The sequence below is a fragment of the Pseudomonas sp. GW823-FHT02C05 genome (assembly GCF_058797595.1).
Genome location: NZ_JBXAJU010000002.1, coordinates 375,159 through 399,255, shown reverse-complemented (window position 1 = coordinate 399,255; position 24,097 = coordinate 375,159). Strand labels below are relative to the sequence as shown.

The window sequence follows — 24,097 nt, the reverse complement described above, 5'->3', positions numbered from 1 at the left end:
TCATGGCTCAGGCAGCCGCGGGTTTATGCCATGCGAAGTGATGGCTTCAGGTATCGATATAGTTTTTCGGCGGGCGATGCAGGCTGATTCCGGCGTCGTACAACAGGTTGACCAGCTCGACGATCATGATCGCGGTCAGGCCCCAGATCTTGTACTCGCCAAAGCGGTAGCTGGGGACGTACCAGCTGCGCCCCTGGTAATCGATGCGATGGGTATGTTCACGGGGGTCCTGGCGAAAGAACTCCAGGGGCACGCTGAAAACGGCGGCGATCTCGGCGTCATTGGCCTGGTATTCGACATAGTCGGGAATCACCCCGACGTAAGGCGTGACCTTGATTCCGTGCAGGGAAATCAGCGGGCTCAAAGGCCCGATGACCTCCACCAGCCCCGGCGGCAGGCCGATTTCCTCCTTGGCCTCGCGCAGCGCGGTAAAGATCAGGTCCGGGTCTTCCGGATCGCGTCGGCCACCAGGGAAAGCCACCTCGCCGCCATGGGTCGACAGCCCGCTGGCACGCAAGGTCAATACCAGTTCCGGTTCTTCGCTGCGGGTGATGGGCACCAGCACCGCAGCCTCGGGAAAACGTCGGTCGGTCTCCAGCGTACGCGGCGTGTAGTGGCTTACCCGATGAAGTAGCTCGTCCAGCATGAGGCATCTCGATCTGTTGGCTACCGTGCATCATGCACCAATCCAATCTTCGGCCCAACCCCCGCCCCCGGGCATGTCGCTTAACGACAACTTGCCGACAACGGGGCTGGCGCGCCAAGATAGCCCCAGCCTTTTCGGATACCCCACATGAAATTTTGCAGCCAGTGCGGCAACCCGGTGACCCAGCGCATTCCCGAAGGCGATTCGCGCCTGCGCTATGTCTGCGACCACTGCCAGACCATCCATTACCAGAACCCCAATATCGTCGCCGGCTGCCTTGCCACCTGGGAGGGCAAGGTGCTGCTGTGCCGTCGCGCCATCGAGCCGCGCCTGGGCTACTGGACCCTGCCCGCAGGCTTCATGGAAAACGGCGAGACCATCGAACAGGCGGCCATTCGCGAAACCTACGAGGAGGCCTGCGCCCGGGTGCGCGGCCTGAGCATCTACACCCTGATCGACGTGCCGCACATCAGCCAGGTGCATGTGTTCTTTCGCGCGGAGCTCGCCGACCTGGACTTTACCGCCGGCCCCGAGAGCCTGGAAGTGCAGTTGTTCGACGAAGCCGATATCCCTTGGTCCGAGCTGGCTTTCCGCACCGTCGGCCGTACCTTAGAATGCTTCTTCGCTGACCGGCGGGCCGCAGCCTTTGAAGTGCGCTCCGAATCCATTCCGCCGCTCTCTCAGCCTGCCATCAGTTAAACAATAAAACGTGCACGGGATCTGTGTGCGCCTGGGGATATCGTGTCAATGCGCTGGTTGCTTGCCCTGCTGTGCTGTTCCGTCGTTGCTGTGTGCCAGGCCTCCACCGTGGAAACCCTGGACGGCAAGGTCATCGAAAAGGTCCTGGTGCTCAAGTCCGCCCATCAACTGCAACTGATCAACGGTGGCAAGCCACTGAAGACCTATCGCATCTCCCTGGGCAAGAAACCCAAGGGTCCCAAGCTCATGGAGGGCGACAAGCGCACCCCTGAAGGCCTCTACTGGCTCGACTGGCGCAAGACCAGCGACCGCTACAACCTGGCCATGCACATCTCCTATCCGAACATCACCGATGCCGCCCGCTCGCGGCGCGAAGGGGTGGACCCGGGCGGCATGATCATGATCCACGGCACCCCGGACACCGAAGAATTCCCGGAGCAGTATTTCCACACCCTGGACTGGACAGACGGGTGCATCGCCATGCGCAACGTCGACATGCGCGAGGTCTGGGGCCTGGTCAAGGACGGCACCATGATCGAGATCCGCCCTTAATTTCCCTTCCGCAAAAAATATTTTTACCCCCGCCAGCTCTTCCACTGCGCCCATACCACTTGGCGACCCGCAAGGGGTCGCCACTCGACGCCATGGCGATGGCAGTCAGACCTGCCTAATACCACTTTAATCATTTACCCTTCAAATCACCCCGCAAACGCTGGATTTACGCCACCTCCAGCAGACCAGTGGCGTTGACATGGTATCTAAGTGGTATTAGTTTTTCGGCACTACCGGGCGACAACAACCTAATAACCGCATCGGAAAACCTACAGATGAATCACCTCCTGGCCCTGCGCCCCGACGACTCCCAACCCACTCCGCTGTACCTGCAACTGGCTCGCAACCTGGAAGCGGCAATCCATGCCGGCCAGTGGAAAGCCGAGCAGGCACTGCCGTCGGAACGCAACCTCAGCGAATTGCTGGGGATCTCCCGGGTCACCGCGCGCAAGGCCCTGGAAGTGCTCTTCGAACAGGGCTTGATCCGCCGCAGCCAGGGCTCGGGGACCTTCATCACCCCGCGCCTGGAGCAACCGCTGTCGCGGCTCTCCGGCTTCAGCGAAATGCTGCGCCTGAAGGGTTTCGTGCCCGGCTCCCAATGGCTGGAACGCACCCTCACCCCGCCCACCCATGAAGAACTGATCCGCCTCGGCCTGTCGCCCAACGACAAGGTGGCGCGGCTCAAGCGCCTGCGCAAAGCCGATGACACAGTGATGGCCATCGAGATGAGCACCCTGCCGGCCAGCATCATCGCCCAGCCGGAAGCGGTCGGGGATTCGCTCTATGAATACCTCGATGGCATCGGCAAGCCCGTGGTGCGGGCGCTGCAGCACATCCAGGCGATCAATGCCTCGGACGAATTCGCCGCCCTGGTGGGCATCGCCCCCGGCACCGCCATGTTGCTGATGACCCGGGTCGGCTACCTGGAAGACAACACGCCGATCGAGGTCACCGACACCTACTGCCGCAACGACTACTACGACTTCGTCGCTGAACTGCGACGCTGAACCCGCTTCCGGAGCCAGAGAAACGCCATGTCCGAAGACAATATCCTCACGCCCCAAGGCTGGGTCCGCGGCCGTCTGCTGCATCAGGACGGCAAGGTGATCGCCATCGAAGGCAGCCCCTGCAATCCGGCGGACAACGACCTGCCCTACCTGCTGCCCGGCTTTATCGACCTGCATGTGCACGGCGGCGGCGGCAAGGACATCATGCAAGGCCGCGATGCCTTCCAGACCATCACCCGCACCCATGTGCGCTTCGGCACCACCTCGTTGCTGGCCACCACCATGACGGCCCCCAGCGAGGAAATCCGCCAGGTCCTGGAGCAACTGGGCAGCTATGCCGAACAGCGCCCCAAAGGCTGCGCCCGAGTGCTCGGCGTGCACCTGGAAGGCCCCTACATCAACCCCGGCAAACTTGGCGCCCAGCCCAACTTCGCCCACACCGCACTGCTGGCGGAAGTGGAGCAGTACCTGGCGCTGGCGCCGATCCGCGTGATCACCATCGCCCCGGAAGTCGCCGGCCACGACGGCCTGATCCGCGAACTCAGCGCCCGCGGCGTGCGCATGCAGATCGGCCACACCCTGGGCAGCTACGAGGAAGGCGTGGCGGCCCTCGCCGCTGGCGCCACCAGTTTCACCCACCTGTACAACGCCATGAGCCCGCTGCATCACCGTGAGCCGGGGATCGTCGGCGCGGCCCTGGCCCACGCCCAGTACGCCGAGCTGATCCCGGACCTGCTGCACGTGCACCCCGGTGCCATGCGCGTGGCCCTGCGCTCGATCCCATGCCTGTACTGCGTTACCGACTCCACCGCAGCTGCCGGCATGCCCGACGGTGAATACAAGCTGGGCAGCCACACCGTGACCAAGTGCCTGGGTGGTGTGCGCCTGGCCGACGGCACGCTGGCCGGCAGCACCCTGACCATGGACCAGGCCCTGCGCAATCTGGTGAAGATCGGCCTGCCCCTGGCCGAAGCATCGCAGCGCCTATCTCAATTTCCCGCCGACTACCTCGGCATCCCTGAACGCGGCCGCCTGCAACCTGGCAGCTGGGCCGACAGCGTGCGCCTGGACCGGGCACTCACACTGACCGCCGTCATGGTCGAAGGAGAAGACATTGACTTCAAAAATGCTTGAAGAGGCGCTGTCCTCGCACCTGGCCGCGAGCAACCAGTTGCAGCACCTGGACCCGGCGCTGATCGAGGTCGCCGGCCGCCTGCGCCGCCAGCCGCCACAAGTGGCGATGACCGTGGCCCGGGGCAGCTCCGACCACGCCGCCAGCTACTTCGCCTACCTGACCATGCAGCAAGTGGGTATTCCCGTGGCCTCGCTGCCGATGTCGGTGGTGACCATGCAGCAGGCGCCCCTGCGGGTCAGCGGCCAGGCGGTGTTCGCCTTTTCGCAATCGGGGCAAAGCCCGGACCTGGTAAACAGCGTGCGCCTGCTGCGCAAGCGCGGGGCCCTCAGCGTGGCCATGGTCAACGCGGAAAACAGCCCGCTGGAAGCGGCCAGCGAATTCTTCCTGCCGTTGCACGCCGGCGCCGAGCAGAGCGTGGCCGCCACCAAGAGCTTTATTGCCACCCTCAGTGCCAGCGCGCGACTGATCGGCCACTGGAATGATGACGGACGCTTGCTCGAAGCCGGCCTGGCCCTGCCCGAAGGCCTGCGCCAGGCCGCGACCCAGGATTGGAGCCTGGCCGTCAATGCGCTGCGCGATTGCCAGCGCCTGATGGTGATCGGCCGCGGGGCGGGATTCGCCATTGCCCAGGAAGCCGCGCTCAAGCTCAAGGAAACCTCGGCCATCCAGGCCGAAGCCTTCAGCAGTGCCGAAGTCCGCCACGGCCCCATGGCGCTGATCGACCACGACTATCCGCTGCTGGTGTTCGCCCCCCGCGGCGCCGAGCAGGGCGGCCTGCTGAGCCTGGCCGCCGACATGCGCCAGCGCGGCGCCAAGGTGCTGCTGGCCGCTCCGGACGACATCGGTGAACGGGACCTGACCCTGAGTCGTGCCGAACACCCGGCACTCGACCCGATCCTGGCGATCCAGAGTTTCTACGTCATGGCCGCCGGCCTCGCCCAAGCCCGCAGCATGGACCCCGACCAACCGCGCCACCTGAGCAAAGTGACCCGCACTCACTAAGCCCCATCGCCAACGAGTACTGCGCCATGCACAACAACAATAACGAACTGACGCTCGGTGCCCCGTTAAGCGGGCCAGTGCTAGCACTACGCAGCGTGCCCGACCCGGTGTTCGCCAGCGGTGCCATGGGCGACGGCATCGCCATCGATCCCCTCAACGACACCCTGCATGCGCCCTGCGCCGGCCAGGTGATCCAGGTCGCACGTACCGGGCACGCAATCACCCTGCGCGCCGCCAATGGGGCCGAACTGCTGCTGCACCTGGGCCTGGACACTGTCGAACTGCAGGGCGAGGGGTTTGCCCTGCTGGTGAAGGAAGGCCAGCAGGTGCGTGCCGGCCAGCCCTTGCTGCGGGTTGATCTGGACCACGTGGCACAGCATTGCCGAAGCCTGATCAGCCTGCTGATCCTGACCAATGGCGAGGGTTTCGACCTGCGCCCGCTGACCCTGTCGACAGTCCAGGTGGGCGAGCCATTGCTGCACATCAGCCGGCGCGCCAACGCTGGCCCGCAGCCGCTTACGCAAGAGCAATCCGGGCAGCAGGCCAGCGCCCGGATCAAGGTCGCCCATCGCGGCGGCCTGCATGCCCGCCCCGCCGCCCTGGTGCGCCAGACCGCCCTGAGCTTCAACAGCCATTCGCAGTTGACCTTCAAGGACAAGAGCGCCCCCTGCACCAGCCTGATCGCCCTGATGAGCCTGGGCATCGGTGAACAGGAAGAAGTGCTGGTCAGTTGCCAGGGCGACGATTGCCAGGATGCCCTGCAGGCGATGCTGCAGACCCTCGGCACCGCGATGGCCGCAGATGCCCATGGCGAAACCCCGGTACCGGCCCCGGCCGCCCAAGGCCCCGTGGAAGATGGCGTGCTGCCGGGCGTCTGCGCCGCGCCGGGCCTGGTATACGGCCCCCTGGTACGGCTCAACGCCATGGTCCTGGCGGAGGATCATGGCCAGCATGCACCCGAGCCTCAACGGCAAGCATTGAGCACCGCGCTGGACCAGGTGCGCGGGGAAATCCGCCACACCCTGGAGCAGGCCCGGCAACGCCGCGACCAGCAGGAACAGGACATCTTCAGCGCCCACCTGGCGCTGCTCGAAGACCCGACCCTGCTGGACGCCGCCGAAGCCTCCATTGCCCAGGGCCGCGCCGCCACCCATGCCTGGAGCGCGGCGATTACCGAGCAATGCCAGATCCTGCAGCAATTGGGCAGTACGCTGCTGGCTGAACGCGCCAACGACCTGCGGGACCTGCAGCAGCGCGTTCTGCGCGCCCTGCTGGGGGAGGCCTGGCACTACGACCTGCCAGCCGGGGCGATCGTTGCCGCCGAGGAGTTGACCCCTTCCGACCTTCTGCAACTCAGCGCCCAGGGCGTGGCCGGGCTGTGCATGGCCGCCGGCGGTGCCACTTCCCACGTGGCGATCCTTGCCCGGGGCAAGGGCCTGCCTTGCCTGGTGGCCCTGGGCCCGCAAGTGCTGCGCATCGACAGTGGCCGCCAGGTGGTGCTGGATGCCAACGGCGGGCGCCTGGAACTGGAGCCCGACCCGCAGCGCATCGCACAGGTGCAACAGGCCGGTGAAACCCAGCGCCAGCGCCATGCGCTGCAACAGCAAAAAGCCCATGAGCCCGCCCTGACCCAGGACGGCCAGCAGATCGAGGTGGCGGCCAATGTGGCGTCCGGCGATGAAGCCCGGGACGCCCACCAGGGTGGCGCCGACGGCGTCGGCCTGCTGCGCACCGAGTTTCTCTTCGTTGACCGCCAGACCGCCCCCGATCAAGAAGAACAGCGCCAGGCCTATCAGGCAGTGCTCAACGCCATGGGCGACAAGCCGGTGATCATTCGCACCATCGACGTCGGCGGCGACAAACAGCTGGATTACCTGCCCCTGCCGGTGGAAGCCAACCCGGTACTTGGGCTGCGCGGCATCCGCCTGGCCCAGGCGCGCCCTGAACTGCTGGACCAACAACTGCGGGCGCTGCTCCAGGTCAGCCCCGTGCAACGCTGCCGGGTGATGCTGCCGATGGTCACCGAAGTCGCCGAGCTGCTGCACATTCGCCAGCGCCTGGACCTATTCGCTGCCGAACTGGGCCTGAGCCAGCGCCCGGAACTGGGGGTCATGATCGAAGTCCCCGCCGCCGCCCTGATGGCCGAGCAACTGGCCGAACACGCCGACTTCCTGTCCATCGGCACCAACGACCTGTCCCAGTACACCCTGGCCATGGACCGTGATCACGCCGGGCTGGCGGCACGGGTCGACGCCCTGCACCCCGCCCTGCTGCGGCTGATCGCCCAGACCTGTGCCGGCGCCCAGCGCCATGGTCGCTGGGTCGGGGTCTGTGGCGCCCTGGCCTCCGATCCCCTGGCCACACCAGTACTCATTGGCCTGGGCGTCAGCGAGCTGTCGGTCAGCCCGCCACAGGTGGGCGAGATCAAGGACCGGGTGCGCCAGCTGGACGCCAGCCAGTGCCGCCAGCTCAGCCAGCCGCTGCTCAACCTGCCCGGTGCCGCCGCAGTCCGTCAGGCCTGCGAACGGCTTTGGCCTCTGCACTCATAACAAGAACTCCAGGAGAGACGCCATGTACCAGTATTTCATCGAGGGCCTGCAACGCCTCGGCCGGGCGCTGATGCTGCCCATCGCCATCTTGCCCATCGCCGGTCTGCTGCTGCGCCTGGGCGACACCGACCTGCTGAACATCGCGATCATCCACGATGCCGGGCAGTCGATCTTCGGCAACCTGGCGCTGATCTTCGCCATCGGTATCGCCGTCGGCTTTGCCAAGGACAACAATGGCACCGCCGGGCTGGCCGGGGCCATTGGCTACCTGGTAATGATCTCGACCCTCAAGGTGCTGGACGCCAGCATCAACATGGGCATGCTCGCCGGGATCATCAGCGGGCTGATGGCCGGCGCGCTGTACAACCGCTTCAAGGACATCAAGCTGCCGGAGTACCTGGCGTTTTTCGGCGGCCGGCGCTTCGTGCCCATCGCCACCGGTTTCACCGCCGTGGGCCTGGGGGTGGCGTTCGGCCTGATCTGGCCGCCGATCCAGCACGGCATCAACAGCTTCGGCCAGTTGCTGCTGGAGAGCGGCAGCTTCGGCGCCTTTGTCTTCGGCGTGTTCAACCGGCTGCTGATCGTCACCGGCCTGCACCACATCCTCAACAACATGGCCTGGTTCATCTTCGGCAGCTTCACCGACCCGAGCACCGGCGCCGTGGTCACCGGCGACCTGACCCGCTACTTTGCCGGCGACCCCAAGGGCGGCCAGTTCATGACCGGGATGTTCCCGATGATGCTGTTCGGCCTGCCCGCCGCCTGCCTGGCGATGTACCGCAACACACCGCCGGAACGGCGCAAGGTAATGGGCGGGATCTTCCTGTCCATGGCCCTGACATCCTTCCTGACCGGGGTCACCGAGCCGATCGAATTCGCCTTCATGTTCCTTGCCCCCCTGCTGTACCTGGTGCATGCCCTGCTCACCGGGCTGGCCATGGCCCTGACCAACCTGCTGAACATCCACCTGGGCTTTACCTTTTCCGGCGGCGCCATCGACATGGCCCTGGGCTGGGGCCGCTCCACCAACGGCTGGAAGGTGTTTCCGGTGGGCCTGCTGTACGCGGTGGTGTACTACCTGGTGTTCGATTTCTGCATCCGTCGCTTCAACCTCAAGACCCCGGGCCGTGAAGACAGCCCCTCCAGCGAAAAGACTGAACTGAGCGTCGACCAGCGCGCCGCAGCCTACATCAAGGCCCTGGGTGGCGCCGGCAACCTGCTTACCGTCGGTGCCTGCACCACGCGCCTGCGCCTGGAGCTGGCAGACCGCAACCTGGCTTCGGACAGCGAGCTCAAGGCCCTGGGCGCCATGGCCGTGGTGCGCCCCGGCAAGGGCGGCAGCTTGCAGGTGGTGGTGGGGCCGCTGGCAGACAGCATCGCCGACGAGATCCGCCTGGCGTCACCCGTTTCGGCCAGGGCTGCGGTGGCACAGGCGCCTGTTGAAGAACCCCCGCAGGTCGACATTTCCATCCACGAAGCCCAGCAGTGGCTCAACGCCCTGGGCGGTCGGGACAACCTGCTGCAGATGGACTGTGTGGCGCTGACCCGGTTGCGAGTGCGAGTGAACAATAGCCGCAGCCTGTCGGAGCCGGCGCTCAAGGGGCTGGGCTGCCAGGGCATGCGGCGCATGGAGGGGGACGTCTGGCACGTGCTGATTGGCGAAAAGGCCGGGGGCTTGCAGGTGGCGCTGGCGGGCTTGCTGCACCGAGAGGTCGGCGCAGGTGCTTGAAGACACTTTCGCCGGCCAGCCGGCTCCTGCAAGGCTCCTGTAGGAGCCGGCTGGCCGGCGAAGGCCCACAAAAAAGCCCGCTGACCGTTGCCGGTTCAGCGGGCTTTGTGTCTGTGGATAACCTCAGAACGCTTCGAGGCGCCAGACTTCATAAGCCGGCGTTTCGTAGGGATGGCTCTGCTTGAGGGCCAGTACCACGTCGCGAATCAGTTCGTCGGCCACCACCAGCTCGACCTTCCACTCCTCCACCCGCTCCACCTGGCCGGTCTGCCCGAGAAACGGCTGGCTGCCGTCCAACGGGCGAAACTGGCCCTGGCCGAGCACCTGCCAGGCGCACTGGTCATAGGCGCCGATGCGTCCGCCGCCCGCGGCGAACACAGCGCTCTTGACCGACTCCACATGGCTGGGAGGCACGAAGAAGCTGAGCTTGTACATCAGCCTCAGTTCACCCAGACCCGAGCGTTACGGAACATGCGCATCCACGCCCCATCTTCGTTCCACTCATCCGGGCGCCAGGAGTTCTGCACGGCACGGAACACCCGCTCAGGGTGCGGCATCATGATGGTGACGCGGCCGTCGCGGCTGGTGAGGCCGGTGATCCCGCGCGGCGAACCGTTGGGGTTGGCCGGGTAACGCTCGGTAACCTTGCCGTGGTTGTCGACGAAACGCAGGGCCACGCAACCGGACAGGTCCGCTTCCAGCAATGCCTCTTCGCTTTCGAACTCCGCATGGCCTTCACCGTGGGCGATGGCGATCGGCATCCGCGAACCGGCCATGCCCTGCAGGAAGATCGAGTTCGACTCCTGCACCTGGACCATGGCCACCCGGGCTTCGAACTGCTCGGAGCGGTTGCGCACGAAGTGCGGCCAGAACTCGCTGCCCGGAATCAGCTCGTGCAGGTTGGACATCATCTGGCAACCGTTGCACACACCCAGGGTGAAGCTGTCGGTACGTTCGAAGAAGCCCTGGAAGGCGTCGCGGGCGCGGCTGTTGAACAGCGCCGACTTGGCCCAGCCTTCACCGGCGCCCAGTACGTCGCCGTAGGAGAAGCCGCCGCAGGCAACCATGCCCTTGAAGTCGTTGAGGTCGACACGACCGGCGAGGATATCGCTCATGTGCACGTCGATGGCGTTGAAGCCGGCGCGGTCAAAGGCCGCTGCCATTTCCACCTGGCCGTTGACGCCCTGCTCACGCAGTACCGCCACCTGTGGACGCACGCCTTTCTTGATGTAAGGCGCGGCGATGTCCTGGTTGACGTCGAAGCCCAGCTTGACGCTCAGGCCCGGGTTGTCTTCTTCCAGTACCACGTCGAATTCCTGCTCGGCGCAGTCGGCGTTGTCCCGCAGGCGCTGGATCTGGTAGCTGGTTTCTGCCCACTGACGCTGCAGCAGGCGGCGCTGGCCGGTGAACACGCTTTCGCCGTTGTAGGAGATGCTCACTTCACCGTTGTTGATCGGCTGGCCGATCACGGCCACGCAATCGCCCAGGCCGGCGGCGCTGAACTGGGCCAGCACGTCCGGAGTAGCGTCCTGGCGCACCTGGATCACCGCCCCCAGCTCTTCGTTGAACAGGATGGCGGCGATTTCGGCGGTGTTTTCCGCCACGGCGTCGAGGCTCAGGTTCAGGCCGCAATGGCCGGCGAAGGCCATTTCCACGGCGCTGACCAGCAGGCCGCCATCGGAACGGTCGTGGTAGGCCAGCAGGTGACCGTCGGCGTTGAGGCCCTGGATCACCGCGAAGAAGGCCTTGAGGTCTTCCGCATCATCCACGTCCGGTGCCTGGCTGCCGAGCTTGCCGTGGGTCTGGGCGAGGATCGAGGCGCCCATGCGGTTCTGCCCGCGACCGAGGTCGATCAGGATCAGGTCGGTGGTGCCCTTGTCCATGCGCAGTTGCGGGGTCAGGGTCTGGCGAATGTCCGCTACGGGTGCGAAGCCAGTGACGATCAGCGACAGCGGCGAGGTGACGCTCTTGTCCACGCCCTCTTCGTTCCAGCGGGTGGCCATGGACATGGAGTCCTTGCCCACCGGGATGGTGATGCCCAGCTCTGGGCACAGCTCCATGCCCACTGCCTTGACGGTGTCGTACAGGCGCGCGTCTTCGCCCGGGTGGCCGGCTGCGGACATCCAGTTGGCGGAGAGCTTGATGTCGCTGATCTTGTTGATGCGCGAGGCCGCGATGTTGGTCAGGGTCTCGCCGATCGCCATGCGGCCGGACGCCGGGGCATCCAGCAGGGCCAGCGGTGTGCGCTCGCCCATGGCCATGGCCTCACCGGTGTAGACGTCGAAGCTGGTGGCGGTCACGGCCACGTCGGCCACCGGCACCTGCCATGGGCCGACCATCTGGTCGCGGGCCACGAGGCCGGTGATGGTGCGGTCGCCGATGGTGATCAGGAAGCTCTTGCTGGCCACGGCCGGGTGGTGCAGGACGCGCTCGATGCTCTCGGCGATATCCAGGGTGCTTGGATCGAAATCGTCACCCAACTCGTTTTCCCGTACGGCCGAACGGTGCATGCGCGGGGCCTTGCCCAGCAGCACTTCCAGCGGCATGTCCACCGGGCTGTTGCCGAAGTGGCTGTCGGTCACGGTCAACTGTGGTTCGGCAGTGGCTTCGCCGACCACCGCGAACGGGCAGCGCTCACGCTCGCAGATGGCCTTGAAACGTTCGAAATCCGCAGCGCCTACCGCCAGGACATAACGCTCCTGGGATTCGTTGGACCAGATTTCGTGCGGGGCCATGCCCGGCTCGTCGTTGGGGATGTTGCGCAGTTCGAAGCGACCGCCACGGCCGCCATCGTTGACCAGTTCCGGGAAGGCGTTGGACAGGCCACCGGCGCCCACGTCGTGGATGAAGCTGATGGGGTTGTTATCCCCCAGTTGCCAGCAACGGTCGATGACTTCCTGGCAACGGCGTTCCATCTCAGGGTTTTCACGCTGTACCGAAGCAAAATCCAGGTCCGCCGAGCTGGTGCCGGTGGCCATGGAGGAAGCGGCGCCGCCGCCCAGGCCGATGAGCATCGCGGGGCCGCCGAGCACGATCAGCTTGGAGCCGACGGTGATCTCGCCTTTCTGCACGTGCTCGTCACGGATGTTGCCCATGCCGCCTGCCAGCATGATCGGCTTGTGGTAACCGCGAACTTCATCGCCACGAGGCGTGGTAATGGATTGCTCGAAGGTGCGGAAATAACCGGTCAGGGCCGGACGGCCGAATTCGTTGTTGAACGCCGCGCCACCCAGTGGGCCTTCGATCATGATGTCGAGGGCGGTGACGATGCGCTCAGGCTTGCCGTACGGCACTTCCCACGGCTGTTCGAAGCCCGGGATCTGCAGGTTGGACACGGTGAAACCGGTGAGGCCGGCCTTGGGCTTGGCGCCCCGCCCGGTGGCGCCTTCGTCGCGGATTTCGCCGCCGGAACCGGTGGAGGCCCCCGGGAACGGCGCGATGGCGGTCGGGTGGTTGTGGGTCTCGACCTTCATCAGGATGTGCACCGGCTCCTGTACCGCACCGTACTGGCGGGTCTCAGGGTTCGGATAGAAACGCCCGGCAACCGAACCGACGATGACCGCGGCGTTGTCCTTATAGGCGGAGAGCACACCTTCGTTGTGCATCTGATAGGTGTTCTTGATCATGCCGAACAGGCTTTTTTCCTGGCTCTGGCCGTCGATATCCCAACTGGCGTTGAAGATCTTGTGGCGGCAGTGCTCGGAGTTGGCCTGGGCGAACATCATCAGTTCGATGTCGTGGGGATTACGCTTGAGGCCCTGGAAGGCGTTCATCAGGTAATCGATTTCGTCTTCGGCCAGGGCCAGGCCCAGCTCGCTGTTGGCCTGCTCCAGCGCAGCCCGGCCACCGCCGAGGATGTCGATGGCGGTCAGCGGCTTGGGTTCGGCGTGGCTGAACAGGCCGGCGGCCTGTTCCAGGTTGGCCACCACGATCTGGGTCATGCGGTCGTGCAGGGCGTCGGCGATCAGTTGGGCCTCGGCCTCGCTGAACTCACCGGCCACATAGAAGGCGATGCCGCGCTCCAGGCGCTGGATCTTCGCCAGGCCACAGTTGCGGGCGATGTCGCTGGCCTTGCTCGACCACGGCGAAATGGTGCCGAAACGTGGCAGGACCAGGAACAGACGGCCGGTCGGCTCTTGTACCGGAACGCTGGGGCCGTACTTCAGAAGGCGCGCAAGCACCTGCTGTTCGTCGCCGGTCAGGACGCCGGTGACTTCGGCGAAGTGAGCGAATTCAGCATACAAGCCACTGACAGCCGGTACTTTCTGGCTCAGTTGCTCAAGGAGTTTGCTGTGGCGAAAGGCAGAAAGGGCAGGAGCGCCGCGCAGGATCAACATCTTCGGGACAGCCTCGGGAAGGGGGTGTGCTTTGAGGCCGTGCATTCTAACGTAAACCGCTGGCATCGGCACTCGAAACGCAACCCCCGGGCGCCTCCGGACGTCGGCCCGGGGCCAGCCCCCTATAACAAAGCCTCATCAGGGTCATTGCCGGTGGTTATTTTAAACGTCACATTCAGCGCCCAGGCCCCATTCCTGAGGCCTTCAGCCCGGCTCGACCATCGCTAGCAGACAAGCCCTTCGCTGTCGAGATATGGCGGCCGTTATCCTTTGCGTATACTGCGCCAATGTTTTCCCCTATGGCTTTACGTCCGCGCTGCGCCAAGTGGCTCATCGTTACCGGACTCTTCCTGATGCTCGGCGCCTGTGTTGAGAAACCCAGCACGCTCGAGCGCGTAAAGGAGGATGGTGTGCTGCGGGTGGTCACCCGTAACAGCCCTGCCACCTACTTTCAGGATCGCAACGGTGAAACCGGCTTCGAATACGAGCTGGTGAAACGCTTTGCCGATGATCTGGGGGTGGAGCTCAAGATCGAGACCGCCGACAACCTCGACGACCTATTCGACCAGCTGGGCCAGCCCAAGGGCCCGGTACTGGCCGCCGCCGGCCTGGTGAGCAGCGAGCAGCGCAAGCAGCAGGTGCGGTTCTCCCACCCCTATCTGGAAGTCACGCCCCAGGTCATCTATCGCAATGGCCGTTCCCGCCCCACCACCGCGCAAGACCTGGTGGGCAAGCACATCATGGTGCTCAAGGGCAGCACCCACGCCGAACAACTGGCGGAACTCAAGCTCAAGTACCCCGGCATCGAATACGAAGAGTCGGACGCCGTGGAAGTGGTGGACCTGCTGCGCATGGTGGACGAAGGGCAGATCGACCTGACCCTGGTGGACTCCAACGAACTGGCGATGAACCAGGTCTACTTCCCCAATGTGCGAGTGGCCTTTGACCTGGGCGACGCCCGCAGCCAGAGCTGGGCCGTGGCCGCAGGCGACGACAACAGCCTGCTCAACGAGATCAACAGTTTCCTCGACAAGGTCGAGAAGAACGGCACCCTGCAACGCCTGAAGGACCGCTACTACGGCCACGTGGACGTGCTCGGCTATGTCGGCGCCTACACCTTTGCCCAGCACCTGCAGCAACGCCTGCCCAAGTACGAGAAGCACTTCAAGGCGTCGGCCAAGCAGGAAAAGCTCGACTGGCGCCTGCTGGCGGCGGTGGGCTATCAGGAATCGATGTGGCAGGCCGAGGTCACCTCCAAGACCGGGGTGCGCGGGCTGATGATGCTGACCCAGAACACCGCCCAGGCCATGGGCGTTTCCAACCGCCTGGACCCCAAGCAGAGCATCAGCGGCGGGGCCAAGTACCTGGCCTATATCAAGGAACAGCTGGACGACAAGATCGAGGAACCGGACCGCACCTGGTTCGCCCTGGCCGCCTATAACGTCGGCACCGGCCACCTGGACGATGCGCGCAAGCTGGCCGAGAAAGAAGGCCTGAACCCGAACAAGTGGCTGGATGTGAAGAAGATGCTGCCGCGCCTGTCGCAGAAGCAGTGGTACAGCAAGACCCGCTACGGCTATGCCCGGGGCGGCGAGCCCGTGCATTTCGTCGCCAACATCCGTCGCTACTACGACATTCTCACCTGGGTGACCCAGCCGCAGCTGGAAGGCGACCAGGTTGCCGAAGGCAACCTGCACGTACCCGGGGTCAACAAGACCAAGCCGCCGGAAGAGAATCCGCCGCTTTAAAAGCATTCGCCGGCCAGCCAGCTCCTACGCAGGTTGTGCAGGAGCCGGCTGGCCGGCGAAGGCGATTCAGGCCTTGGCCGCAGCCGCCAGGATCAAGGCCTTCATCTCAGCCACCGCACCTTTGAAACCGACAAACAGAGCGTGTGCCACCAGGGCATGGCCGATGTTCAGCTCGTTGATGCCCTTGATCGCCGCCACCGCCTCGACGTTGTGGTAATGCAGGCCATGGCCGGCGTTGACGATCAGCCCCTGGGCCAGGCCAACAGCAACGCCGTCGACGATACGCTGCAGCTCCTCGGCCACTTCACTGGGCGTCTGGGCATCGGCATAACGCCCGGTGTGCAACTCGATGGCCGGCGCGCCGACCCGCTTGGAGGCCTCGATCTGGCGCTCGTCGGCGTCGATGAAAAGGGACACTTCGGAACCGATTTTCGACAGCCGCTCTACCGCCGCCTTGATCCGCGCCTCCTGCCCCGCCACATCCAGGCCGCCTTCAGTGGTCAGCTCCTGGCGGGTTTCCGGCACCAGGCAGATATGTGCCGGACGGATACGCTCGGCAAAAGCCATCATCTCTTCGGTGACGCCCATTTCGAAGTTCATGCGGGTCTGCAGCACATCCTTGAGCAGCAGCACGTCGCGCTCCTGGATATGCCGGCGATCTTCGCGCAGGTGCACGGTGATGCCGTCGGCGCCCGCCTCTTCCGCGTCCAGCGCTGCCTTGACCGGGTCCGGGTAACGGGTGCCCCGTGCCTGGCGCAGGGTGGCAACGTGGTCGATGTTCACGCCAAGAAGAATGCGATTGCTGGTGGTCACGGAAGCGCTCCTGAATAAATGAAGATTCGGCGCACAGCATACGGGGAGACTAAGGCTTGCGAAACAACTCGCGACTGACCAGGGGCCGGCCGCCCAGGTGCACCGCCAGGGCCTGGCGCATCAGGCGCTTGGCCGCCGACAGCGCGCCGGGAGCGCTCCAGTCGGCATCGGCCATGGCCAGCAACTCGGTGCCGTTGAACAGCCCCGGCTGCAGCAGGAACACCTGCTCCAGCCCGGCATCCACCTGTAAGCGATACAGGCCGTCGGCAGCAATGGGCGCGCCATGGATGTCGCTGTCCAGGGCAAAGCCGTAGCCCAGGTCATCCAGCAGGCGCCACTCAAAGGCCCGCAGCAGAGGCTCCAGGGGACGGCCTTCGGCCAGGGCCAGCAGCGTGGCAGCGTAGTGGTCGAATACCGCAGGATGGGGATCTTCCGCCGGCAGCAGGCGAATCAACAGCTCGTTCAGATAGAGGCCGCTGAACAACGCCTCGCCATTGAGCCAGGCGGCAATGCCGGCACTTTCCATGCGCCCGACGTTCTTCAGTTCGCCACGGCCGCGAAACTCGACCTCCAGGGGCACGAAGGGCCGCGCCAGGGTCCCGGCCTTGCCCCGGGCATTGCGCAGCACCGCTCGCAGGCGACCTTGGGGGGTAAGAAAATCCACCAGGGCACTGCTTTCGCGGTAGGCGCGGCTGTGCAGGACGTAGGCGAGTTGGCCGACTGGGGCGTTGCTGGACATGGTTGCGAGGGATCTCAGGGGAAGAGAGGGAACCGGGTCCGGAGAAGGGGTTGCAGCTGTTCGCCGGCAAGCCGGCTCCTACAGGAAGGTGCAGGAGCCGGCTTGCCGGCGAAGTGCATCAGAGGTCGCCGTAGCCCAGCGAGCGCAGGGCGCGTTCGTCGTCGGACCAGCCGCCCTTGACCTTGACCCAGAGGTTGAGCATGACCTTGGAATCGAACAGCAGCTCCATGTCCTTGCGCGCCTCCATGCCGATGCGCTTGATCCGCTCACCCTTGTCGCCAATGATGATTTTCTTCTGGCCGTCGCGCTCGACGAGGATCAAGGCATGGATATGCAGGGTCTTGCCCTGCTGCTTGAACTCTTCGATTTCCACGGTGATCTGGTAGGGCAGCTCGGCACCGAGCTGGCGCATGATCTTTTCCCGCACCAGTTCGGCGGCGAGGAAGCGGCTGCTGCGGTCGGTGATCTGGTCTTCCGGGAAGAAGTGGTCGTTCTCCGGCAGGTGCTTGGCGATCAGGCCTTCCAGGGCTTCGAGGTTGTGGCCCTGCTGGGCGGAGACCGGCACGATCTCGGCGTTCGGCAGTTGCTCCTGCAGCCAGGTCAGGTGCGGCATCAGCTCGGCCTTGTCCTCGATGCGATCGGTCTTGTTGATCGCCAGGATTACCGGGCCCTGCACGTACTGCACACGCTCCAGCACCAGTTGGTCTTCGTCGGTCCACTTGGTGCGATCGACCACGAAGATCACCACGTCGACGTCTTTCAACGCCGCCGAAGCGGTCTTGTTCATGTAGCGGTTCAGCGCCTTCTCGTTGCTCTTGTGCATACCGGGGGTATCGACGTAGATCGCCTGGATGGCGCCTTCGGTCTTGATCCCGAGCATGTTGTGACGAGTGGTCTGGGGCTTGCGCGAGGTGATCGCCAGCTTCTGGCCGAGGATGTGGTTGAGCAGCGTCGACTTGCCCACGTTGGGGCGGCCGACGATGGCGACATAGCCACAGCGTGTTGCAGTTGAATCAGTCATGGCCATTCTCCACGCCCAGGGCAATCAGTGCTGCGGCGGCCGCTACCTGTTCGGCAATACGGCGGCTCACACCCTGACCTCGGCTTTTTTCATTCAATAAGGTGACTTCACATTCAACGAAGAATGTCCGGCAATGCGGTTCGCCCTGGATATCCACCACTTCGTAACGTGGCAATTCGCAGGCGCGGGACTGGAGGAACTCCTGCAGCCGGGTCTTGGGGTCCTTGTTGGTGTCCACCAGGGTCAGGCTCTCGAACTCCGAGGCCAGCCAGGACAGCACGCGGTCACGGGCAGTCTCCATGCCGGCGTCCAGGTAGATCGCACCAATCAGGGCCTCCAGGGCATCGGCAAGGATCGACTCACGACGGAAACCGCCGCTCTTCAATTCGCCGGAGCCCAGGCGCAGGTACTCGCCCAGGTCGAAACCACGGGCCAGCACCGCCAGTGTTTCACCTTTCACCAGACGCGCGCGCAAACGCGAGAGCTGGCCTTCGCGGGCCTGGGGAAAGCGCTCGAACAGCGCCTCGCCGGCAACGAAGTTGAGAATGGCGTCACCGAGAAACTCCAGGCGTTCGTTGTTGCGCCCGGCAAAGCTGCGGTGAGTGAGGGCCAGCAGCATCAGCTCCTGGTCCTTGAAGGAATAACCGAGCTGACGCTCGAGACGGCTCAAAGAAACGCTCACGGTTTACCCACGCTGGTTTCGTTGCCGAAACTCGCCATCCCAGGGGCCGCGCACGAGGTGCGGGTGGCAATTAACGCTGTGTTCAAATTTACATCCTGAATATCGTTGACTGCATGCTTCTGGCGATAAGGCTGTTACGGGTCGCCCAAGGGCAAGGCCGTTTTATACAAGAGCCAGAAAAGCATTCGGCGCTGTGTTCAACAGCGCCGCGTGTGATTACTTGATCAGGCCAACCCGCGAGAAATTCGGCAGGTGGCTGAGTTTCGGTTCGGGCCAGCTCATCCAGACTGCGAAGGCCTTGCCGACGATATTCTTGTCGGGAACCATGCCCAGCAGGTCCTTGGGAATACTTGGATCGTCCCAGTAGCGACTGTCGTTAGAGTTGTCGCGGTTGTCGCCCATCATGAAGTAGTGCCCGGCCGGCACCACCCAGCGACCGTCCGGGGTTGCCCGGTAACGGCTCATTTCCTTGCGGATCAAGTGCTCGGCGGCGCCCAGTTTTTCCTTGTACAGCTCGGCGCTGCCCAAGGTGCCGGGTTCAGCCCCCACCAGTTGCTCCGCCACCGGCTGACCGTTGACGAACAGGTGCTTGTCGCTGGTGTAGCGCACTTCATCACCCGGCAGGCCGACCACACGCTTGATGTAGTTGACGTTCGGATCGCTTGGGTAGCGGAACACCATCACATCGCCGCGCTGCGGATCACCGACTTCGATGACCTTCTTGTCGATCACCGGCAAGCGGATCCCGTAGGAAAACTTGTTCACCAGGATGAAGTCGCCCACATCCAGGGTCGGCTTCATCGAGCCCGATGGAATCTGGAACGGCTCCACCAGGAACGAACGCAGCACCAGGACGATGAACAGCACCGGAAAGAACGACTTGCCGTATTCAACCAGCAGCGGCTCTTTGCCGAGCTTCTCGACCACCACCCCGTCCGGCTGGCTGACGCTGCCCTGATAGTTGGCAATGGCGGCACGCCGGCGCGGTGCCAGGAACACCAGGTCGAGCAACGCCAAGAGACCGCAAACGAAGACAGCGATGACCAGCAACAGCGGGAAATTTAGTGACATAGGACCTAACTATCCAACCTGAGCACGGCAAGGAAGGCTTCTTGTGGAATTTCCACGTTGCCCACTTGCTTCATGCGTTTCTTACCGGCCTTCTGCTTTTCCAACAGCTTGCGCTTACGGCTAACGTCGCCGCCGTAGCATTTGGCCAGTACGTTCTTTCTGAGTGCCTTGACGGTTGTCCGCGCCACAATCTGCCCGCCAATGGCGGCCTGGATTGCCACGTCAAACATCTGCCGAGGAATCAGTTCTTTCATCTTTTCGGTCAGCGCGCGCCCTTTGTAGTGGGCGTTGTCACGGTGCACGATCAACGCCAGGGCGTCGACCTTCTCACCGTTGATCAGCACATCCAGTTTCACCAGATTAGCCGACTGGTAACGATCGAAATGGTAATCCAGCGAAGCATAGCCGCGGCTGGTGGATTTCAGGCGGTCGAAGAAGTCCAGGACCACTTCGTTCATCGGCAGGTCGTAGGTCACCTGGACCTGGCTGCCGAGGAACAGCATGTCGTGCTGCACGCCGCGCTTCTCGATGCACAGGGTTATGACGTTGCCCAGGTGCTCTTGCGGCACAAGAATATTGGCCCGCACGATCGGCTCGCGCATGTCTTCGATCGCCGACAGATCCGGAAGCTTGGACGGGTTGTCGACGTAGATCGTTTCACCGTTCTTCAGTTGCAGCTCGAAGATTACCGTCGGTGCGGTGGTGATCAGGTCCAGGTCGTACTCGCGCTCCAGGCGCTCCTGGATGATCTCCATGTGCAGCATGCCGAGGAACCCGCAGCGGAAGCCGAAGCCCAGGGCGTCGGAGCTTTCCGGGGTGTACTGCAGGGAAGAGTCGTTGAGGGTGAGCTTCTGCAACGCTTCGCGGAAATCCTCGAAGTCGTCGGAGCTGACCGGGAACAGGCCGGCGTAGACCTGGGGCTGGATGCGCTTGAAACCCGGCAGCACTTCAACGTCCGGGGTCGAGCTCAGGGTCAGGGTGTCACCCACGGGCGCGCCGTGAATGTCCTTGATGCCCGCGATGATGAAGCCCACTTCACCGGCCTTGAGGTCGGTGGTGGCGGTGTGTTTCGGGTTGAATACACCAACGCTGTCCACCAGGTGGATCTTGCCGGTGGATTTCACCAAGATCTTGTCGCCCTTCTTCACCCGGCCATGACGTACACGTACCAGGGACACGACGCCCAGGTAGTTGTCGAACCAGGAGTCGATGATCAGGGCTTGCAGCGGGTCTTCGATGTTGCCGGTCGGTGCCGGAATGGTGGTCACCAGACGCTCGAGCACCTCGTCCACGCCCAGGCCGGTCTTGGCGCTGCAGGTCACGGCGTCGGTGGCATCGATACCGATGATCTTCTCGATCTCTTCCTTGACCCGCTCAGGATCGGCCTGTGGCAGGTCGATCTTGTTCAGCACCGGCATCACTTCCAGGCCTTGCTCGATGGCGGTGTAGCAGTTGGCAACCGACTGGGCTTCGACGCCCTGGCCGGCGTCCACCACCAGCAATGCACCTTCACAGGCCGCCAGGGAACGGCTGACTTCGTAGGTGAAGTCCACGTGGCCCGGGGTGTCAATGAAGTTCAGCTGGTAGGTAATGCCGTCGCGGGCCTTGTAATAGAGGGTGACGCTGTGGGCCTTGATGGTGATCCCGCGCTCACGCTCAAGGTCCATGGAATCCAGAACCTGGGCTTCCATTTCGCGCTCGGCCAGGCCGCCGCACATCTGGATGAAGCGATCGGCCAGAGTCGACTTGCCATGGTCAATGTGGGCGATGATGGAGAAATTGCGGATATGACTCAAATCACTCACGGATGAACACTCAAAAAGGCTGCAGGCATGGCCCGCCGAAAAATAGCCGGGAATTGTACCTGATACTCGGCACAAGCGTCACGCTCGCCTGTCAGCGTTTGTCAAATGCAAAAACGCCCCGATCCAAGGACCGGGGCGTTACGTCAAGACCCTGGCAAAGCCGCGGAATCAGCCGGCCCGGCGCAACAGCCAGACGCCCGCCACCGCGCAGATACCCGCAGGCACCAGCACCGCGAACAGCGGCGAAAAGCCAAATACCAGGCTCGAAGGGCCCAGCAGATCCTGGGCGATGCGGAAGGTGAAACCCACCAGTACGCCGGTGAATACCCGCTGACCCAGGGTCACCGAACGCAGCGGACCGAAAATGAAGGAAATGGCCATCAATACCAGCGCCGCCGTCACCAGCGGCTGCAGGACCTTGACCCAGAACGCCAGCCAGTAGCGACCGTTGTTCAGGCCCTGGTCGGCCAGGTAGTGGATGTAGCCCCACAGGCCGCTGATGGACAGGGATTCCGGCGCCATCACCACAGTGCTCAGCAGTTGCGGGCTCAAGGCCACATCCCAACGTTCGCCGGGCACGCTGATGACTTCGGTATGACCGTCGCGGAAGTAGGTGGTGGTGACATCCGTCAGCTGCCAGTAGTCCTCGTGGAAACGGGCCTGGCGGGCAAAACTCGACGACAGCATGTGGCGCTGGTCATCGAAGTGGTAGCGGGTCACGCCATAGAGCAGGCCATTGGGCTGCACTGCGTTGATATGGATGAATTCATCGCCCTGGCGGTGCCACAGGCCGTGCTTGGAACTCTGGGCATCGCCGGAACCCTGGGCCAGGGCCCGACTGGCCTGGGCCTGGGTCTCGGTGGCCGGCGCTACGTATTCGCCCACCAGCACGCCCACCAGCATCAGCACCAGCATGGGTTTCATGACCGCCCAGACAATACGGCCCACCGATACACCGGCCGCGCGCATGATGGTCAACTCGCTGTTACTGGCCAGGCTGCCAAGGCCGATCAGGCAGCCGATCAGGCCTGCCATCGGCAGCATTTCATAGACCCGACGCGGCGCAGTGAGGGCCACGTAGCTCATTACATCCACCACGGTATACGTTTCGTTGACAGCCCCCATCTCATCGATGAAGGCAAACAGCGAGGCCAGCCCGAGGATGATCCCCAGGACCGCCAGGATAGCCATGAACACACTGCTACCGATGTAGCGATCGAGCTTAACCACGAGCCATCTCCTTCACGCTGCGACGACTCGCCATTTTCAAGCGCATCGGCTCCCAATACATCAGGCCGAGGCCGATCAACAGAAACAGTAGGTGCACCCACCACAGCCCCAGGGCCGGGGAAATCTTGCCCTTCTCCAGTGCACCGCGCACGGCGATCAGGATGGTCAGGTAAGCCATGTACAGCAGGATCGCCGGGATCAGCTTGAGGAAGCGGCCCTGGCGCGGGTTCACCCGGGACAACGGCACCGCCATCAGTGTCACGATGAACACCAGCAATGGCAGGGACAGGCGCCATTGCAGCTCGGCACGGGCTCGCAGGTCATCCTTGCCGATCAGGTCAGCGGTGGGCATGGCATCGCGATCGGTGACTTCGTCGCTGACGTCCGGACGCTCCAGCAAAACACCGTAGGTGTCGTACTTGATCACCCGGTAGTTGGCCTCGCCCGGGTTGCCGTCATAGCGATAGCCGTTTTCCAGGATCAGGTAGCGATTGCCGTCGGGGCGAATGTCCTGATGGCCCTTCTCGGCCACCAGCACCGAAATGCCCTCGTCCTTTTTCTGCTGGCCCAGGCGCTTCTCGGAAATGAACACGCCGCCCAGGTTGGTTCGGTCTTCGGACAACTGCTCGGTGTAGGTGACCCGGGTACCGTCGTTGAGCGCCTGGAAGCGCCCCGCCACCAGCGTGTCGAACTCGGTCAGGGCATCCTGCTTGTTCAGCAACAGCTGGAACTGGTTGGCACCCTGGGGCGCCAGGCTCAGGCTCAGCCAGGCCACCAGCAGGGCCACCAGGGCCGCCGGGATCATGGTTATGCCCAACAGGCGCTGCTGGCTCATGCCGGTGGCCGACAGCACGGTCATCTCGCTTTCGAGATAGAGCCGGCCGTAAGCCAGGAGAATGCCGAGGAACAGCCCCAGGGGCAGGATCAGTTGCAAGAAGCCCGGCAGGCGAAACCCCATGATCAGGAACAGCGAGCCCGGATCCAGGGCCCCCGAGGCGGCTTGCGCGAGGAACTTGACGAAGCGCCCGCTCATGATGATGACCAGCAATACCGCGCTCACGGCACTCAGGGTCAGCAGGATTTCGCGGGACAGATAACGAAAGACGATCAAACCAGACACTCCAGGGTTGTCAGGCTAAGGCGGCCGAACAAGCAAACGTATCGAGCCGGCCCCAGACGCAGGGCCGCCGAAAAAAGATGGCGCATTATCCTGTGATTGCGCGCGCCTGTCACGGAGGATGCTCACCCAGCGCTCTAATGCGCCGAAACTGGCCCATGCGAGGGTTGTCAGCCGCGACCGGCGAGGTTCAAACTGGCGGCTTTGTCGTCGGC

The 24,097-nt window shown here is 63.8% G+C and carries 19 protein-coding genes; 8 read left to right on the top strand and 11 right to left on the bottom strand.

Annotated features, from left to right (window positions below; all coding sequences use genetic code 11):
• Positions 1 to 46: 46 nt before the first annotated feature.
• Entirely contained in the window at positions 47 to 646 is a 600-nt protein-coding gene (locus AC1RGE_RS12805; protein WP_011059435.1) for a CoA pyrophosphatase, read from the bottom strand.
• A 147-nt stretch (positions 647 to 793) separates the two neighbouring features.
• On the opposite strand from AC1RGE_RS12805, the gene AC1RGE_RS12800 reads away from it, so the two are divergent.
• The 7 genes from AC1RGE_RS12800 to nagE all read left to right on the top strand — a co-directional run bounded on the left by AC1RGE_RS12800 (position 794) and on the right by nagE (position 9,319).
• Positions 794 to 1,345 (top strand): NUDIX hydrolase, encoded by a 552-nt coding sequence (locus AC1RGE_RS12800; protein ID WP_492584399.1) that lies wholly within the window; start codon positions 794 to 796, stop codon positions 1,343 to 1,345.
• A 48-nt stretch (positions 1,346 to 1,393) separates the two neighbouring features.
• Positions 1,394 to 1,897 (top strand): L,D-transpeptidase family protein, encoded by a 504-nt coding sequence (locus AC1RGE_RS12795; protein ID WP_011059433.1) that lies wholly within the window; start codon positions 1,394 to 1,396, stop codon positions 1,895 to 1,897.
• A 275-nt stretch (positions 1,898 to 2,172) separates the two neighbouring features.
• The gene (locus AC1RGE_RS12790) at positions 2,173 to 2,904 is read left to right on the top strand and encodes a GntR family transcriptional regulator (protein WP_011059432.1); all 732 of its coding nucleotides are present in this window, start codon (positions 2,173 to 2,175) and stop codon (positions 2,902 to 2,904) included.
• Between the two features lie 27 nt (positions 2,905 to 2,931).
• Positions 2,932 to 4,038 (top strand): N-acetylglucosamine-6-phosphate deacetylase, encoded by a 1,107-nt coding sequence (gene nagA / locus AC1RGE_RS12785; RefSeq protein WP_015634273.1) that lies wholly within the window; start codon positions 2,932 to 2,934, stop codon positions 4,036 to 4,038.
• The gene (locus tag AC1RGE_RS12780; protein WP_103289925.1) at positions 4,019 to 5,041 is read left to right on the top strand and encodes an SIS domain-containing protein; all 1,023 of its coding nucleotides are present in this window, start codon (positions 4,019 to 4,021) and stop codon (positions 5,039 to 5,041) included. The genes nagA and AC1RGE_RS12780 overlap by 20 nt, the downstream gene beginning before the upstream one ends.
• A 26-nt stretch (positions 5,042 to 5,067) precedes the next feature.
• Positions 5,068 to 7,590, top strand: a complete 2,523-nt coding sequence (gene ptsP / locus AC1RGE_RS12775; protein ID WP_492584397.1) for a phosphoenolpyruvate--protein phosphotransferase — start codon at positions 5,068 to 5,070, stop codon at positions 7,588 to 7,590.
• 22 nt (positions 7,591 to 7,612) lie between these two features.
• The gene (gene nagE / locus AC1RGE_RS12770; protein WP_492584395.1) at positions 7,613 to 9,319 is read left to right on the top strand and encodes an N-acetylglucosamine-specific PTS transporter subunit IIBC; all 1,707 of its coding nucleotides are present in this window, start codon (positions 7,613 to 7,615) and stop codon (positions 9,317 to 9,319) included.
• Positions 9,320 to 9,442: 123 nt separating this feature from the next.
• Here the strand turns inward: nagE and AC1RGE_RS12765 are convergent, their stop codons facing one another.
• Positions 9,443 to 9,754, bottom strand: a complete 312-nt coding sequence (locus AC1RGE_RS12765) for a YqfO family protein (RefSeq protein WP_015634269.1) — start codon at positions 9,752 to 9,754, stop codon at positions 9,443 to 9,445.
• A gap of 5 nt (positions 9,755 to 9,759) precedes the next feature.
• Positions 9,760 to 13,656 carry a phosphoribosylformylglycinamidine synthase gene (purL, locus tag AC1RGE_RS12760; protein WP_011059426.1) on the bottom strand — a complete coding sequence of 1,299 codons (3,897 nt, stop codon included), beginning with the start codon at positions 13,654 to 13,656 and terminating at the stop codon, positions 9,760 to 9,762.
• Positions 13,657 to 13,943: 287 nt separating this feature from the next.
• Here purL and mltF point away from each other — a divergent pair, with 287 nt between their 5' ends.
• Positions 13,944 to 15,404, top strand: a complete 1,461-nt coding sequence (mltF, locus tag AC1RGE_RS12755) for a membrane-bound lytic murein transglycosylase MltF (protein ID WP_011059425.1) — start codon at positions 13,944 to 13,946, stop codon at positions 15,402 to 15,404.
• Positions 15,405 to 15,470: 66 nt separating this feature from the next.
• Here mltF and pdxJ read toward each other — a convergent pair whose 3' ends face one another.
• The 8 genes from pdxJ to lptF form a co-directional block, all read right to left on the bottom strand.
• Positions 15,471 to 16,217, bottom strand: a complete 747-nt coding sequence (pdxJ, locus tag AC1RGE_RS12750) for a pyridoxine 5'-phosphate synthase (RefSeq protein WP_011059424.1) — start codon at positions 16,215 to 16,217, stop codon at positions 15,471 to 15,473.
• A gap of 49 nt (positions 16,218 to 16,266) precedes the next feature.
• Complete coding sequence (recO, locus tag AC1RGE_RS12745; protein WP_011059423.1) at positions 16,267 to 16,956, bottom strand: DNA repair protein RecO; 690 nt, start codon at positions 16,954 to 16,956, stop codon at positions 16,267 to 16,269.
• Between the two features lie 118 nt (positions 16,957 to 17,074).
• The gene (gene era, locus AC1RGE_RS12740) at positions 17,075 to 17,977 is read right to left on the bottom strand and encodes a GTPase Era (protein WP_019094760.1); all 903 of its coding nucleotides are present in this window, start codon (positions 17,975 to 17,977) and stop codon (positions 17,075 to 17,077) included.
• On the bottom strand, positions 17,970 to 18,659 hold the full coding sequence (gene rnc / locus AC1RGE_RS12735; RefSeq protein WP_011059421.1) for a ribonuclease III: 690 nt from the start codon (positions 18,657 to 18,659) through the stop codon (positions 17,970 to 17,972). Before rnc ends, era begins: the two co-directional genes overlap by 8 nt.
• Before the next feature lie 216 nt (positions 18,660 to 18,875).
• Positions 18,876 to 19,730 carry a signal peptidase I gene (lepB, locus tag AC1RGE_RS12730; RefSeq protein WP_492584393.1) on the bottom strand — a complete coding sequence of 285 codons (855 nt, stop codon included), beginning with the start codon at positions 19,728 to 19,730 and terminating at the stop codon, positions 18,876 to 18,878.
• A gap of 5 nt (positions 19,731 to 19,735) precedes the next feature.
• The gene (gene lepA / locus AC1RGE_RS12725; RefSeq protein ID WP_011059419.1) at positions 19,736 to 21,535 is read right to left on the bottom strand and encodes a translation elongation factor 4; all 1,800 of its coding nucleotides are present in this window, start codon (positions 21,533 to 21,535) and stop codon (positions 19,736 to 19,738) included.
• A gap of 168 nt (positions 21,536 to 21,703) precedes the next feature.
• Complete coding sequence (lptG, locus tag AC1RGE_RS12720; RefSeq protein ID WP_011059418.1) at positions 21,704 to 22,765, bottom strand: LPS export ABC transporter permease LptG; 1,062 nt, start codon at positions 22,763 to 22,765, stop codon at positions 21,704 to 21,706.
• Entirely contained in the window at positions 22,758 to 23,876 is a 1,119-nt protein-coding gene (gene lptF, locus AC1RGE_RS12715; RefSeq protein ID WP_015634263.1) for an LPS export ABC transporter permease LptF, read from the bottom strand. The genes lptG and lptF overlap by 8 nt, the downstream gene beginning before the upstream one ends.
• Positions 23,877 to 24,097 lie beyond the last annotated feature (221 nt).

Bases quoted from the DNA above. Each gene is read 5' to 3' on its own strand.
- ptsP (WP_492584397.1), top strand. From the start codon at position 5,068: ATGCACAACAACAATAACGAACTGACGCTCGGTGCCCCGTTAAGCGGG.
- AC1RGE_RS12795 (WP_011059433.1), top strand. From the start codon at position 1,394: ATGCGCTGGTTGCTTGCCCTGCTGTGCTGTTCCGTCGTTGCTGTGTGC.
- nagA (WP_015634273.1), top strand. From the start codon at position 2,932: ATGTCCGAAGACAATATCCTCACGCCCCAAGGCTGGGTCCGCGGCCGT.
- lepB (WP_492584393.1), bottom strand. From the start codon at position 19,730: ATGTCACTAAATTTCCCGCTGTTGCTGGTCATCGCTGTCTTCGTTTGC.
- recO (WP_011059423.1), bottom strand. From the start codon at position 16,956: ATGTCCAGCAACGCCCCAGTCGGCCAACTCGCCTACGTCCTGCACAGC.
- era (WP_019094760.1), bottom strand. From the start codon at position 17,977: ATGACTGATTCAACTGCAACACGCTGTGGCTATGTCGCCATCGTCGGC.
- mltF (WP_011059425.1), top strand. From the start codon at position 13,944: ATGTTTTCCCCTATGGCTTTACGTCCGCGCTGCGCCAAGTGGCTCATC.
- purL (WP_011059426.1), bottom strand. From the start codon at position 13,656: ATGTTGATCCTGCGCGGCGCTCCTGCCCTTTCTGCCTTTCGCCACAGC.
- AC1RGE_RS12790 (WP_011059432.1), top strand. From the start codon at position 2,173: ATGAATCACCTCCTGGCCCTGCGCCCCGACGACTCCCAACCCACTCCG.
- AC1RGE_RS12800 (WP_492584399.1), top strand. From the start codon at position 794: ATGAAATTTTGCAGCCAGTGCGGCAACCCGGTGACCCAGCGCATTCCC.
- nagE (WP_492584395.1), top strand. From the start codon at position 7,613: ATGTACCAGTATTTCATCGAGGGCCTGCAACGCCTCGGCCGGGCGCTG.
- AC1RGE_RS12805 (WP_011059435.1), bottom strand. From the start codon at position 646: ATGCTGGACGAGCTACTTCATCGGGTAAGCCACTACACGCCGCGTACG.
- AC1RGE_RS12765 (WP_015634269.1), bottom strand. From the start codon at position 9,754: ATGTACAAGCTCAGCTTCTTCGTGCCTCCCAGCCATGTGGAGTCGGTC.